Source organism: Ruegeria sp. CDSC068 (assembly GCF_059610545.1).
Genome location: NZ_JBXWNV010000002.1, coordinates 466,445 through 481,179, shown reverse-complemented (window position 1 = coordinate 481,179; position 14,735 = coordinate 466,445). Strand labels below are relative to the sequence as shown.

13 protein-coding genes are annotated in these 14,735 nt (G+C 57.4%); 10 read left to right on the top strand and 3 right to left on the bottom strand.

The annotated features are described in order from the left end of the window. Positions 1-44: 44 nt before the first annotated feature. The 5 genes from pepN (at position 45) to AC2FID_RS07050 (ending at position 6,580) form a co-directional block, all read left to right on the top strand. Positions 45-2,597, top strand: coding sequence for an aminopeptidase N (gene pepN / locus AC2FID_RS07070; protein WP_496836071.1), 2,553 nt, complete (start codon positions 45-47; stop codon positions 2,595-2,597). Beyond that, positions 2,594-3,022: a hypothetical protein gene (locus tag AC2FID_RS07065; RefSeq protein ID WP_496836070.1), complete on the top strand. Its 429-nt coding sequence runs from the start codon at positions 2,594-2,596 to the stop codon at positions 3,020-3,022. Before pepN ends, AC2FID_RS07065 begins: the two co-directional genes overlap by 4 nt. Before the next feature lie 130 nt (positions 3,023-3,152). Then, positions 3,153-4,415 carry a hypothetical protein gene (locus tag AC2FID_RS07060; RefSeq protein WP_496836068.1) on the top strand — a complete coding sequence of 421 codons (1,263 nt, stop codon included), beginning with the start codon at positions 3,153-3,155 and terminating at the stop codon, positions 4,413-4,415. 70 nt (positions 4,416-4,485) lie between these two features. After that, on the top strand, positions 4,486-5,997 hold the full coding sequence (gene gatB / locus AC2FID_RS07055; RefSeq protein ID WP_109313088.1) for an Asp-tRNA(Asn)/Glu-tRNA(Gln) amidotransferase subunit GatB: 1,512 nt from the start codon (positions 4,486-4,488) through the stop codon (positions 5,995-5,997). Positions 5,998-6,169: 172 nt separating this feature from the next. Next, on the top strand, positions 6,170-6,580 hold the full coding sequence (locus AC2FID_RS07050; RefSeq protein WP_496836067.1) for a DUF4177 domain-containing protein: 411 nt from the start codon (positions 6,170-6,172) through the stop codon (positions 6,578-6,580). Positions 6,581-6,616: 36 nt separating this feature from the next. Here AC2FID_RS07050 and AC2FID_RS07045 read toward each other — a convergent pair whose 3' ends face one another. Further along, on the bottom strand, positions 6,617-7,006 hold the full coding sequence (locus AC2FID_RS07045) for a VOC family protein (RefSeq protein WP_058274355.1): 390 nt from the start codon (positions 7,004-7,006) through the stop codon (positions 6,617-6,619). Between the two features lie 40 nt (positions 7,007-7,046). Here AC2FID_RS07045 and AC2FID_RS07040 point away from each other — a divergent pair, with 40 nt between their 5' ends. After that, a complete protein-coding gene (locus AC2FID_RS07040; protein ID WP_282119146.1) occupies positions 7,047-7,583 on the top strand; it encodes a winged helix-turn-helix transcriptional regulator in 537 nt (178 codons plus the stop codon). Between the two features lie 20 nt (positions 7,584-7,603). Here the strand turns inward: AC2FID_RS07040 and AC2FID_RS07035 are convergent, their stop codons facing one another. Next, complete coding sequence (locus AC2FID_RS07035) at positions 7,604-7,858, bottom strand: BolA family protein (RefSeq protein WP_282119145.1); 255 nt, start codon at positions 7,856-7,858, stop codon at positions 7,604-7,606. Between the two features lie 108 nt (positions 7,859-7,966). On the opposite strand from AC2FID_RS07035, the gene AC2FID_RS07030 reads away from it, so the two are divergent. Then, positions 7,967-8,593, top strand: coding sequence for a J domain-containing protein (locus tag AC2FID_RS07030; RefSeq protein ID WP_058274352.1), 627 nt, complete (start codon positions 7,967-7,969; stop codon positions 8,591-8,593). 5 nt (positions 8,594-8,598) lie between these two features. Here the strand turns inward: AC2FID_RS07030 and AC2FID_RS07025 are convergent, their stop codons facing one another. Then, positions 8,599-9,504 carry a Hint domain-containing protein gene (locus AC2FID_RS07025; RefSeq protein ID WP_496836064.1) on the bottom strand — a complete coding sequence of 302 codons (906 nt, stop codon included), beginning with the start codon at positions 9,502-9,504 and terminating at the stop codon, positions 8,599-8,601. 321 nt (positions 9,505-9,825) lie between these two features. On the opposite strand from AC2FID_RS07025, the gene cobS reads away from it, so the two are divergent. The 3 genes from cobS (at position 9,826) to AC2FID_RS07010 (ending at position 14,735) form a co-directional block, all read left to right on the top strand. Continuing rightward, positions 9,826-10,812: a cobaltochelatase subunit CobS gene (cobS, locus tag AC2FID_RS07020; RefSeq protein WP_058274350.1), complete on the top strand. Its 987-nt coding sequence runs from the start codon at positions 9,826-9,828 to the stop codon at positions 10,810-10,812. A gap of 180 nt (positions 10,813-10,992) precedes the next feature. Then, positions 10,993-12,870: a cobaltochelatase subunit CobT gene (gene cobT / locus AC2FID_RS07015; RefSeq protein WP_496836062.1), complete on the top strand. Its 1,878-nt coding sequence runs from the start codon at positions 10,993-10,995 to the stop codon at positions 12,868-12,870. A 74-nt stretch (positions 12,871-12,944) separates the two neighbouring features. Then, on the top strand, positions 12,945-14,735 hold the full coding sequence (locus AC2FID_RS07010; RefSeq protein ID WP_496836060.1) for an aminopeptidase P family protein: 1,791 nt from the start codon (positions 12,945-12,947) through the stop codon (positions 14,733-14,735).

The window sequence follows — 14,735 nt, the reverse complement described above, 5'->3', positions numbered from 1 at the left end:
CAGCCCATACGTTCGCGCAAACACAAAATCACGCGAGGCCCCTGATGCGCGACGCTGCCCCAACGACGATCTATCTGAAAGACTACACACCCTTTGGTTATCTGGTGGACAGCGTGCACCTGACGTTCGACCTCGCCGCCCACGCAACCCACGTCACCTCTCGCATTGCATTTCGCCCGAACCCGGAGGCCAGCGACAAGACGTTCTTCCTGCACGGCGAAGACCTCAAGCTGATCCGCGCATCCATCGACGGTGCGGATATCACCCCCGAGACTACCGATAAGGGCCTGACCGTTGCTGCCCCCGACGCGCCATTTATCTGGGAAGCCGAGGTTGAGATCGACCCGGGAAACAACACCGCCCTCGAAGGGCTTTATATGTCGAACGGCATGTATTGCACCCAGTGCGAGGCAGAAGGGTTCCGCAAGATCACCTTTTACCCTGACCGCCCTGATGTGATGTCCACTTTCACTGTGCGCATCAATGGTGATCTTCCTGTTTTACTGTCCAACGGCAACCCCTCGGACAAAGGCGAAGGTTGGGCAGAATGGACCGACCCGTGGCCCAAGCCCGCCTACTTGTTCGCGTTGGTCGCGGGCGATCTGATTAACCATCCCGGCCAATTCACCACAATGTCGGGCCGCGAGGTCGAACTAAACCTCTGGGTCCGTCCCGGCGACGAAGGCAAATGTGCTTTTGGTATGGAAGCCCTGAAGAAATCCATGAAGTGGGACGAAGACGTCTATGGTCGGGAATACGACCTAGACGTGTTCAACATCGTGGCCGTAGACGATTTCAACATGGGTGCGATGGAGAACAAGGGGCTGAACATCTTCAACTCATCTGCTGTTCTGGCCAGCCCTGAAACCTCGACCGACGCCAATTTTGAACGGATCGAAGCGATCATCGCGCATGAGTATTTCCACAACTGGACCGGCAACCGGATCACCTGCCGCGACTGGTTCCAACTGTGCCTGAAAGAGGGCCTGACCGTTTTCCGGGATGCGCAGTTTACGTCAGATTTGCGCTCGGCCCCGGTAAAGCGGATTGAGGACGCTATCGACCTGCGTGCGCGGCAATTCCCCGAAGATAACGGGCCCTTGTCGCATCCAGTCCGGCCTGAGAGTTTTCAGGAAATCAACAACTTCTACACCGCGACCGTCTACGAAAAAGGTGCCGAGATCATCGGTATGCTGAAACGTCTGGTTGGTGATGAGGCCTACTCAAAGGCCTTGGATCTGTATTTCCTCCGCCATGACGGACAGGCCTGCACCATTGAAGACTGGATCAAGGTGTTTGAGGACACCACCGACCGCGATCTGAGCCAGTTCAAGCGCTGGTACAGCCAATCTGGCACGCCGCGCGTGACAGTGAGCGAAGATTGGAATGACGGCACATATACGCTGACATTGGCGCAGCACACCGAAGAAACACCTGGGCAGTCCGAAAAGCTGCCGCAAGTGATCCCTGTCGCGGTGGGTTTGCTTGGACAAAATGGTGACGAAGTACGCGCGACCGAAGTTCTGGAACTGACTGAGGCGGAACAAAGCTTCCAATTCACTGGGCTGGCGGCAAAACCTATGGCCTCGATCCTGCGAGATTTCTCGGCCCCTGTGATCCTTGAGCACGATCACACCGATGCCGAACGCGCCTTCCTTCTGGCCCACGACACTGATCCTTTCAATCGGTGGCAGGCGGGACGGTCATTGGCGCAGGACACGCTGTTGCGCATGATCCTCGAAGACGCAACGCCGGGTGCGAATTACTTGGACGGGGTGCTGGCCGTTCTGCGCGACGGCGAATTGGACCCGGCGTATCGCGCCCTGATGCTGGGTCTGCCTTCCCAATCCGAACTGGCCGCTGCGTTGTTCGACCGGGGTGAAACACCTGACCCGATGGCGATCTGGACAGCGGTAGAAACACTGCGGCAGGCAACCGCGCAGCACGTTCAGGACTTGCTGCCGCGCTTGCACAGCGAAACCTTGATCGAGGCACCATACAGTCCCGATGCAGACCAAGCCGGCAAACGTTCGCTTGGCAATGCCGCACTGGCCCTGACGTCACGGCTTGATGGTGCGGCAATGGCAGCCGAGCAATACGCGGCGGCTGGCAACATGACACAGCAACTGAACGCCCTGGCCTGCCTGCTGCGCGCAAGCAAGGGTGAGGCCGAGCTTTCTGCGTTCTACGAACAATGGCAGCACGACCGTCTGGTGATGGACAAATGGTTTGCCCTTCAGGTCGGAATGGCCTCGCCAGTGGCCACAGTAGACATCGCCCGCACCCTGACCGAGCACGCCGATTTCAACTGGAAAAACCCCAATCGTTTCCGGGCGGTGATGGGTGCGCTGGCGATGAACCATGCCGGTTTCCACCGCGCAGATGGTGCGGGTTATGCGTTGCTGGCCGACTGGCTGATTAAACTGGACCCGGTCAACCCGCAGACCACCGCGCGGATGTGTTCGGCCTTCCAGACCTGGAAACGCTATGACGCAGACCGTCAGGACCTGATCCGTGCAAAGCTGACCCGCATCGCAGAAACGCCTGACCTGTCGCGCGACACGACAGAAATGGTTTCGCGCATTCTCAACGCATGACGGAATTCGAATTTACGCGTCAGAACCGGGCACCGCGCACTGTCGGTGTCCTGATCTGCGTTTATGCGGCCTTGATGGCACTTGTGATCCTGTTCGACGCGGCATGGTGGCTGGTGGTGCTGTTGGCGTTGCCTACGTTACCGGCCATTTGGGATATTGCTCAGAACACCAGCGCAGGGCTGGTTCTTGATCAAAACAAACTGCGCTGGTTTACCGGCGCTCGTGAGGCCGAAATTGATCGTTCAGACGTTGATTATGTTCGCTTTGACACGCGTTGGGATTTCTCGGTGCGCGTTTCTCTGGTTCTGACATCCGGCAAGCAGATTCGGCTGCCTGATGAGTCGTCTCCGCACCACAGGGAGTTCGAACAGGTCCTGCAACAGGCTGGTTTTCGAATTGAACGTCATCACTTCGTCACATTTTGAAACAATAGGTTCTTTTTTGAAGGATTGGAAGCAAATGCTAACCAATCCCCTTCAAAGACCTTGAATTTGACACCGATTACGGCAAAGCTCTTACCCTCAAGTTTCTGGTTTGTTTGTTTCGAGTGCCGCCATGTTCTGGTTTTTTAGGGACCGTTCGTCCCGTTCCCGATCTTCTATTGCTCATCCCGCTGAATCCGGCGCGTATTTCGCTGACCCGGCTGTTTCGCCCGTGTTACCGGACCAAGGGCAACTGAACATCCCATTGGCTGATGTTCAGGCCCAGGATGAGATTGGGCGCAGCTCGATAGAAAAAGGCCGTTTCCTCGCCAGGCAGGATCGCTGGGCAGAATTGTCCGACCTGATGCACAAAGCAGACGACGCACGGGAAACTGCACCCGACGGCATGCCTGTCGCGGAATTGCTGGCGTTTGGGGCGCGGGCCGATGTGGTTCTGGCGGCAGAACATGCGCTGTCCGATGCCAAAGCGCTATCAGAGTTTGACGTCCTGAGCGGCATTTCCGAATTGGAAGACGAGATGCGCGCGCATTCGGGTGACCCGATGATCGCCTTGGTTGTCGCTTTGGCCCACATTGATATGGCATGGGCATGGCGCGGTACGACGAACGAAGCAACCCTGCCCTCGCTGCACCAATCCCGCTGCGCCGCCCATTTCGATCGGGCAGCTGCAATCCTTCCCAATTGTCGCGAGGCCGCAGCGGACAGCCCCATTGTCGCCTCGGCTGGCTGCGCAATTTTGGCAGGTCAGCGTAGAGCCAACACACGGGTGGCGGATGAATACGAGCGGTTGATTAAGCTCGACCCGTTGAATCATCGGCACATGCGCGCGATGGGGACCCACCTGCTGCCGCGCTGGTTCGGAAGCTATGGCGAGCTCGAGGTCCAGGCGCTGCGTATGGCGGCTCAGGCCCGGGACATCTGGGGGGCCGGAGGCTATACTTGGGTTCAGTTCGACGCAATTGCCCTGGACGAAGAGGCCTGCGCGCGTCTGGATGTCGATTTCTTCCTGGAAGGCATGCACGATATTCTCCGTCGGCGTCCTGACCAGCAAACCGTCAACATGTTGTCTGCCTACTGCGCCATCACGATCCAGAACGGTGCTGGCCAGTGCGACAAGGCTGATCTGGTGCGCAGCCAGATACACCAGGCTGCAAACTGGCTGATCCGCGATCACCTGACAGAACTGCACCCGTTGATTTGGGCCCATGCAGCAAATGGGTTCAACAACAGTGTTCGGATCAATTCACCCGAACGGTTCGCGGCCCGCGGGCAGCGCGATGCCCTGCGTGCAATTGGCGATCTGTTCCGCGATGAGCTGCGCAGCGGATTGGATGTGACGTTTACTCCGACGGGTTTGCGCCTGTCCGGGCACTGATTCCCCCTTGCCCCTAGGCCGTGCCGGGCCTAATACGCAGGCTTAGACTTCTGCGGAAATGAGGCGCGCCATGCTCGACCTGACATACGAAATGCCCAAACCCAAAACCATTGCCGGGGCCAAGCACGATTGGGAACTGGTCATCGGGATGGAGGTGCATGCGCAGGTCTCGTCCAATGCCAAGCTGTTCTCGGGCGCATCGACTCAATTCGGGGCCGAGCCAAATTCGAACGTGGCATTCGTGGACGCGGCGATGCCGGGAATGCTGCCGGTGATCAACGAATACTGCGTTGAACAGGCGGTACGAACCGGTCTGGGCCTGAAGGCGGATATCAACCTGGTATCGGCCTTTGACCGCAAGAATTATTTTTATCCGGACCTGCCGCAGGGTTACCAGATTTCTCAGCTGTACCAGCCCATCGTGGGCGAAGGTGAAGTGCTGGTGGAAATGGGCGACGGCACCGCGCGCATGGTGCGAATTGAACGCATCCACATGGAACAGGACGCAGGCAAATCGATCCATGACATGGACCCGCATATGTCCTTTGTCGACCTGAACCGGACCGGTGTTTGCCTGATGGAGATCGTCAGCCGCCCCGATATTCGCGGCCCCGAAGAAGCAGCAGCCTACATCGCCAAGATGCGCCAGATTCTTCGTTATCTGGGTACCTGCGATGGCAACATGCAAAACGGCAACTTGCGGGCGGACGTCAATGTTTCGATCTGCTTGCCCGGTGCCTATGAAAAGTATCAGGAAACGCAGGACTTCTCGCATCTGGGTACGCGTTGCGAGATCAAGAACATGAACTCGATGCGCTTTATCCAGCAAGCGATCGAGGTCGAGGCCCGGCGTCAGATTGCCATCGTCGAAGGTGGCGGTACTGTCGATCAGGAAACCCGCCTGTATGATCCGGACAAGGGTGAGACACGCTCGATGCGGTCAAAGGAAGAAGCGCATGATTACCGCTATTTCCCCGACCCTGACCTGCTGCCCCTGGAAATTGAACAGGCGTGGGTTGATGACATCGCAGCCAGGCTTCCGGAACTACCGGATGCCAAAAAGGCGCGTTTTATTGGCACCTTCGGTCTGACGGATTACGATGCGTCGGTTCTGACGGCCGAAGTAGAGTCGGCTGCCTATTTCGAAGAGGTCGCCAAAGGCCGCAACGGTAAACTGGCAGCGAACTGGGTCATCAACGAACTGTTTGGCCGCCTGAAGAAAGAAGACCACGACATCACCGCCTCGCCGGTCTCGCCTGCGCAGCTGGGTGGGATCATCGACCTGATCGCCTCAGACGCCATTTCTGGCAAGATCGCTAAGGATCTGTTCGAGATTGTCTACACCGAAGGCGGCGACCCGGCGCAGATCGTTGAAGAACGCGGCATGAAACAAGTTACCGACACCGGTGCCATCGAAACTGCGCTGGACGAAATCATCGCGGCCAACCCATCGCAGGTCGAAAAAGCCAAGGTGAACCCGAAATTGGCAGGCTGGTTTGTTGGTCAGGTCATGAAAGCAACCGGCGGCAAGGCGAACCCCAAGGCCGTCAATGAGTTGGTCAGCAAAAAGCTGAGCTCGTAAGCCTTTCGGTCCAAGAAACTGCTACGGCAGGGTCCGTGCGTCTGGCGCGGACCTTTCCGGTCCCGCCCACGGGGCGCAACAGACAAAACAGAATTTGCCCAACGGGCGATGATGACTGTTCGAAACCCGACAACATGTTAGATTGCTGGGGATCGGCAACCAGGAAAATCTGATGCAGCGCTACGAATACAAAGTTGTCCCCGCCCCACAAAAAGGCACCAAGGCCAAGGGCGTCAAAACTGCCGAAGGGCGGTTTGCAGTGTCGATCGAACAGATCCTGAATCAGATGGGGCAGGATGGCTGGGATTACCAACGTGCGGAACTTTTGCCCAGCGAGGAACGCGCGGGCCTGACCAGTTCCACCGTGAACTGGCGCAATGTTCTGGTGTTTCGGCGAGAGGTTGCGGCTGAGTTTTCTTCAGCGCGTGAGCCGGTTGAGGACAGCGATGATGCGCCCGTGGCTCAGCCGGTGCCCGGACCAGAAGAAGTGCAGGCCCCTGCACCGATTTCAGAAGAGGTCAAAGATCCGCCATTGACCCTGAAGCCCACGGACCTGTCCGAAAAGGGCAAAGAGCAGACCTAAGCGGTCTGCTCCGCGTTTTCACAGCCTGCAGCTGAATTACTCGGCAGCGCTTGCCGCTTGGCTAAGATCCTGCGCCAGCATCAGCGCATTGCCGTCCGGGTCGTAGAACGTTGCGGTGCTGACCATGCCCTCGATCGTTTCAGTCGCCCCATCGAACCTGACGCCCGAGGATTCGAGCGCCTGACGCGCCGTCGCAATATCGGACACCCCGAACACCGGCACCGTATTGCCTGGCGCAGGCTCGGCCTGCTCACCCAGGCCCAAGGTCACACCGTCGGTTTTGGTCTTCATCTCGCTCCAACCGGCTTCGTCAATATGGTGGATCAGCTCGAACCCCAGCTTGGCCTGATACCATTCGGCACTGACATGCCTGTCTTGCACGGACATGGCGAGCGTGATCGTGTTTTCCAGTGAAACGAGTGGCATTGAACTATCCTTTTGGCGAAAATTAAAGTAACTATATTTTATGGACATAAAGATTCTTGTCAAGCTTACGTCCCGCGCCTGGTCCCTGAACATTCTGGCGTTAATGCATGAAGGCATGCCGGGACGACAGGCACCGCTGCTGGCTGCGACAAGCGCCGGCAGAACGGCATTTGCCCAAAGCCTTGACCACCTGATTCAATTGGGTTTTCTGGAACGGAATCCCGGCCACGGTCATCCGCTGCGTCCCGAATTTCGATTGACCCAAGCGGGTGTATCTGCGGCCGAAATCGCCAGCAGGATCGTGAATGTCGTGCCAGATGACGCTGATTTCGCGTTGCTCAGACGCAGTTGGACGGCACCTATTCTGGCGCTGACCGACAGGCCCCAACGATTTTCGACTCTCAAATCCGGTCTGATCACGATTTCCGATCGCGCACTTTCGACGTCGCTTCTGCGCCTGGAAGAGCAAGCGTGGATACGGCGAGACATTGATGCGACGCACCGACTGCCTTTTCCCACCTATCGCGCGGTGAATCAGGGAATCGCGGTCAACAGGGCCATTTCTCTGGTCGCCTAGGCATCGACCAATGGGTCTGTTCAGGCATCAATATCCAGCGCCAGCGCATGAATGCGGGGCACGATGTCGCCCAATGCCTTATGTACCGCACGGTGGCGGGCGACGCGGGATTGCCCCTGAAAAGCGTTGGCACGAATGCGGACGTTGAAATGGCTTTCGCCGCCCTCTTGAAACCCGGCGTGCCCGCGGTGGCTTTCGCTGTCATCTACGACTTCCAACTCGCGCGGTTCAAAGGCTGCCATCAGGCGGGTTCGGATCTCATCGGTCACGGTCATTTTTTTGCTCACGGGCGAAAATTTTACCGCCCCCCCTCTTCTACTTTCGGCTGCTTAGACTAAACTGCTGCCTCCGAGTCGAAAAGATGCGTTCTTAAGGATGAGCACATGGTGAAGTCAGACCCCTTCGGATTTGATATGTCCGTATCCACTTCCAAGAAAAAGAACCCGCGGGGGCGTCGCGGAATGTCGGGCGCGTCTGAAACCTCGACGCGTATCTGCGATCACGAAGGTTGCGAAGAACCGGGCAAGTTCCGTGCACCCAAGGCCCCGGATGTACTGGACGACTTTTTCTGGTTCTGCCAGCAGCACGTTCGCGAATACAACAACAAGTGGAACTTCTTTGACGGCACCACCGAGGCCGAGCTGAACGCTCAGCGGTCCAAGGACAAAGTGTGGGAGCGCGAGACCAAGCCGATGGGTGACCCCGAAGCGCGCGCATGGGCCCGTCTGGGAATCGAGGACCCGCATCAGGTACTTGGCGCAAACAGCACCCAAAACAAAGGACGCACGTCAGGTGGTGGCGGTCGTCGCCTGCCCCCCACGGAACGCCGCGCGATCGAAATTCTGGAAGCCAATGACAGCTGGACCAAGGCCGAGGTGCGCAAAGCGTACAAAAAGCTGATCAAGGTTCTGCACCCCGACATGAACGGCGGCGACCGTTCCCAGGAAGAACAGCTGCAAGAGGTTGTCTGGGCGTGGGATCAGATCAAGGACAGCCGGAATTTCAGATAGTCGATCTATTGTTTGATCATTTCCCGTAAAAGCTCGGCTTCGGGGCGCTTCAAGCAACGCACACGCGTTTGTTTCCAGGCGGATCCACGGCTGAACCGTTCTGGAAAGAGCACACGAAGTTCTTCTACATCTCCGCGACCGAAAGACAACAGCGCCATATCACCCAGAAACAAGCTTTCCGTCGGCAAACCGTGCGACATCAAAACTGCGTGGCGGTTGCAGGCAATATGGAAGTATGTCACCGCCTCATTGGAGCACACCTGTCGAATAGTGTTGTCGTTCACAAGATGTATTGCTGCTGCAAAAACCCTCGGCTCACCGAACAACAATTCGGCGCGCCACCCTTCCAGAACAATTCTGTGTTGCGGTGACAAGTACAAATCGCGGTCAGGCAAAGCATCTCCGATCGCTCCTTTTTTGATACAAACGGGACGCAATCGCGGGTTTTGCTGCAACGCTTCCGCGCTAAGGGTCTTCTTGCCAATCCACAGAATGGATAGCAACTCACCGCTGGAAACACGAACTTTGTCCCCAACCGACAGTTCTTCGACAGGGCGAGGGCCTTTTTCGGTTTCTATCAAGGTGCCCTTTACAAAACACGGCACTGTTCCCGCAGGAAGGTCGACTGTCACATTCAGGATGGCATTGTTACCGGCCCCTGGCTGCCCGTTCGTCGCCCCTATTCGAACCGTGAGTTGCGTATTCGGAGGGATGTCCGCCCCCTCAGTAAGCTCAACGGTCAAAACTCCACTAGGTGAAATCGAAACAGTGTAGTCTGATGGATCCAATCCACCATCGCCAGTTACGGTCACGCTCCAAGTCACAGCTTTGGTCGTGGTATACTGCTCCATAACCGAGGTCGACCCACTGGGGATCGAGATAGAAGTCGGACCTGAGATTACTAACGACATTTGTACCTACACTCATAAAAAAACAAAATCGGGAACCGCTTTTGCATAATCATATATGCATATTTAACTCATCACATCTTACTATTGCAATATTAATGCTTCACGGGACTGCGTGGCGGCGTTCTGGACCCAAAATTCGAGCTGTCCAAGATTTGAAAGATTAGCTCGAGACATTGGACGCAACGTCGATAAGGCCAGTTTCAAAGAAACATCCGCCTAAGTACCTACCAGCACGGCTTTCCCTTGCCCTTGCCCGCAATATGTTGCACCACACACGAGTTCAAACCCGGCAACGCGGGGCAAAGGATAAGGACAAGGCGAATGGCTGACGGATCGATCGATGTAAACGCAAAACCCACCGAAGAAATTTCGGTCCGTGACGTGTTCGGTATTGAAACCGACATGGCGATCAAGGGCTTTGCTGACCGCAGTGACCGCGTACCCGCGATCGACCCGACCTACAAGTTTGACCCCGAAACCACACTAGCCATTCTGGCAGGCTTTTCGCACAATCGGCGTGTGATGATCCAAGGCTATCACGGTACGGGCAAATCGACCCATATTGAACAGGTCGCGGCCCGCCTGAACTGGCCCGCCGTCCGTGTGAACCTCGACAGCCACATCAGCCGGATCGACTTGATCGGTAAGGACGCGATCAAACTGCGTGATGGCAAACAGGTGACCGAGTTCCACGAAGGCATCCTGCCCTGGGCGCTGCGCAACCCCGTTGCCATCGTTTTCGACGAATACGACGCAGGTCGTGCGGACGTGATGTTCGTGATCCAGCGTGTTCTCGAACATGACGGTAAGCTGACCTTGCTGGACCAGAACGAGATTATCACGCCGAACCCGAACTTCCGCCTGTTTGCCACCGCGAACACCGTCGGTCTGGGCGACACTACCGGCCTGTATCACGGAACGCAGCAGATCAACCAGGCACAGATGGACCGCTGGTCGCTGGTCTCGACGCTGAACTACCTAAGCCACGATGCCGAGACGATGATCGTTCTGTCCAAGGCGCCACATTACAACACCGAAAAGGGCCGCAAGACCGTCAGCCAAATGGTCACCGTCGCCGACCTGACCCGGACCGCCTTCATGAATGGCGACCTGTCGACTGTCATGTCGCCCCGGACCGTGATCAACTGGGCCCAAAACGCCGAGATCTTCCGCGACGTCGGCTACGCCTTCCGCCTGTCCTTCTTGAACAAGTGTGATGAGCTGGAACGCCAGACCGTCGCCGAGTTCTATCAGCGTTGCTTTGACGAGGAGCTGCCGGAAAGCGCGGCGAGTGTGAGCTTGGGGTGATAATCTTCTTTGTCATAGCATCTATCTGGGTTGTTCTTGATTCAGCTTGGCTTTTTGACAAAGTAGATTGGAAAAAGACGGCGCCTTCAGAAATGACGGCGCCGCAGCATGTCCACCTGACACGGCTGCGCTGGGAATGCTTAGTGCTTTTCTCGGCAGCAATGATCTGGAGTACGTTCATTGTCTAAACCAAACGACAACCCCGCTGATCCGTTCAAGAAGGCCTTGGCCGAAGCCACCAAGGTGATGGCCGATGATCCCGAATTATCGGTAAGCTATACTGTCGACCCCTCGGGTCTGTCGGGCGAGTCGATGCGTTTGCCGCAGGTTTCTCGGCGCATGACTCGCGAAGAGGTTTTGCTGGCGCGCGGTACGGCGGATGCTTTGGCGTTGCAGCGCCGGTACCATGACGATGCGACCCATAATCGCTATGCGCCTCCGGGTGATATGGCGCGGGATCTTTATGAGGCCATGGAAGTTGCCCGGTGTGAGGCGATGGGCGCGCGGGATATGCCCGGCACGGCCTCTAACATCGATGTTAAAATTGGGCACGAGGCGCTGCGCCGTGGGTACGACCAGTGCAAGCAGCCTGCTGATGCCCCCTTGTCGGTGGCCGCGGGTTATCTGATCCGTCACTTGGCAACCGGACGGGACCTGCCGCCTGCGGCCGAGAACATCATGAACCTGTGGCGCGGCTTCATCGAAGAGCAAGCCGGCGGGACGCTGGAAAACCTGCAGGAAATCCTGTCGGATCAGGCCGAGTTTGCCAAATTTGCCCGTCAGATGATCAAGGATCTGGGGTATGGTGACCAGCTGGGCGAAGATCCGGACGAGCTGGACGAAGATCAGGAAGATCAGGCCGAGGACGACGCCGAAGAACAGCCCGACCCCGATAGCACTGGTCAGGATGATCAGGACGAGCAGGACGCCGACGCGACCCCCGAGCAAACGCAGGAAGAGCAGCAGGACCAATCTCAGGCCCAGGTCTCGATGGACGAGATGGCCGAGGATGAGATGGGCGATGAGGCCGAGATGCCTGACGGTGAGGCCCCGATGGAGCCGCCGTCCCCGCCACCTGCATCCGAGGCCGATCCGGACTACAAGGTTTACCTTGGCACATATGACGAAGAGATCGCAGCCGAGGATTTGGCCGAGCCTGCTGAATTAGAACGGCTGCGCGCCTATCTGGATCAGCAGCTTGAGCCGCTTAAAGGTGCCGTCAGCCGTCTGGCGAACAAGCTGCAGCGCCGGTTGCAGGCGCAACAAAACCGCAGCTGGGAGTTCGACCGCGAGGAAGGCATTCTAGATGCCGGTCGTCTGGCGCGCGTTGTGGCCAACCCGACCACGCCGCTGAGCTTCAAGGTCGAGAAAGATACCGAGTTCCGCGATACGGTGGTGACACTGCTGCTGGATAACTCGGGCTCAATGCGCGGTCGCCCGATCTCGATCGCGGCGATCTGTGCCGATGTTCTGGCCCGGACGCTGGAACGTTGCAACGTGAAGGTCGAAATCCTTGGCTTTACTACGCGCGCTTGGAAAGGCGGCCAGGCACGTGAGGCATGGCTGAATGACGGTCGCCCGCAACAGCCGGGGCGTCTGAACGATCTGCGCCACATCATCTATAAAGGTGCGGATGCCCCGTGGCGTCGAGCGCGACCTAACTTGGGTTTGATGATGAAAGAAGGCCTGCTGAAAGAGAACATCGATGGCGAAGCACTGGAATGGGCGCATCGCCGGATGCTTGCGCGACGCGAGCAGCGCAAAATCCTGATGGTGATCTCGGACGGTGCGCCGGTTGATGATTCAACGCTCAGCGTTAACCCCGCGAATTACCTGGAAAAACACCTGCGCGACGTGATTGGGATGGTCGAAAAACGCAAGATGGTCGAGCTTTTGGCCATTGGTATCGGCCACGATGTAACCCGATACTACGATCGCGCGGTAACAATCACGGATGTCGAACAGCTGGCAGGTGCGATGACTGAACAGTTGGCGGCATTGTTCGACAGCGATCCTCGGGCACGTGCACGCGTGATGGGGATGAAAAGGGCCAGCTGACGCTGGCCCTGCCTCCGGCAGGAGTATTTTTCAAAAGATGAAGGGGACTGCCCCCCGTTTACGAGAGGTGTCACATGTTTCAGTCCTTTGCAGTCACTGCACGTCCGGAACAGGGACCGCCCAGACTGGCCGCTTTGCGATCCCAGATGGCGCAGGATGGGTTGGACGGTTTTCTGATCCCACGCGCAGATGCGCATCAGGGCGAGTATGTGGCCACACGCGATGAACGGCTGGCATGGCTGACGGGCTTTACCGGTTCGGCCGGCTTCTGTGCGGCATTGTCCGAAATTGCGGGTGTATTCATCGACGGCCGATACCGCACCCAGGTCAAGGCGCAAGTGGCGGAAGAATTCACGCCCGTACCCTGGCCCGAAACAAGCCTTAGCGCCTGGCTCAAGGAACAACTGCCGAGCGGCGGAAAGGTTGGTTTTGATCCCTGGCTGCATGCAGCTGGGCAGATTTCCAGCCTGAAGAAAGAGTTGAACGCGAGCGGCATCGAGCTGGTTCGGTGTGACAATCTGGTGGATCGGGTGTGGCCGGATCAGCCGGACGCCCCGATGAACCCGGTCAAGGCACACCCGATTGAGTTTGCCGGGGAAACCGCTACAAGCAAAATCGCGCGGCTGGCGGATGATTTAAAGCAGAACGGGTGTGAGGCGGCGATCATTTCCTTGCCGGATTCGATCATGTGGCTGCTTAACATTCGCGGATCGGACATCGGGTATAACCCGGTTGCCCATGGATTTGCCATTCTGCATGCCAACGGTCGGGTTGATCTGTTCATGGCGGCACAAAAACTGGCGGGGTTGGACGATCATCTTGGCGACCATGTTCAGGTTCACGACCCACAGGTGTTTCTGGAAGCCGTTGCGGGTTTGGTCGGCAAGGTTCAAGTCGACTTGGGGACTTTGCCGCAAGCAGTTGCTGACGTTCTCAGCGACAAGATGATGGATGCAGGGGATCCCTGTGCCTTGCCCAAAGCTCGCAAGAATCCGGCGGAAATCGCTGGAAGTGCCGAAGCGCATCTTCGCGACGCGGTGGCCGTTATTGAGACGTTATGCTGGCTGGACGCAAAGACCCCGGGCACAATGACGGAAACTCAGGTAGTCACGCAGCTTGAGGAAAACCGCCGCCGGGATAACGCGCTACAGGATATCTCGTTCGACACGATTGCGGGCACCGGGCCCAATGGCGCGATCATGCATTACCGGGTGACCGAAGAAACCGACAGCCGACTGGAAAATGGGCAACTGTTGGTTTTGGATAGCGGTGGGCAGTATCTGGATGGCACAACCGACATCACCCGCACCATTGCGATAGGGGAAGTAGGCAATCAGGAAAAAGCCTGCTTTACCCGCGTGCTGAAAGGGATGATCGATATGTCCATGCTGCGTTGGCCCGCCGGGCTGGCCGGACGAGATATCGAATGCATCGCACGCGCCCCCTTGTGGGCAGCGGGCCAGGATTTCAATCATGGGGTCGGCCATGGCGTCGGTGCGTATCTGAGCGTCCATGAAGGGCCGCAGCGCTTGTCAAAGGTCAGCCACGTACCGCTCGAGCCAGGTATGATCCTGTCCAACGAGCCCGGATATTATCGCGAAGGCGCGTTCGGCATTCGGATCGAGAACCTTGTTGTGGTTCAGGATGCCCCGACGCTGCCCACCGCTGACACCGAGCGTGCGATTCTGAACTGGCGGACACTTACATACGTACCGATTGACCGGCGGCTGATAGTAGTTGATATGCTAACGGTAGATGAGCGCGCGTGGCTGAATTCATATCACCGCGACGTTGCGGAAAAAGTCCGCCCAAGGCTGGGCGACGACGCTCAACTGTGGTTGGATGCCGCAACTGCGCCGATCTGA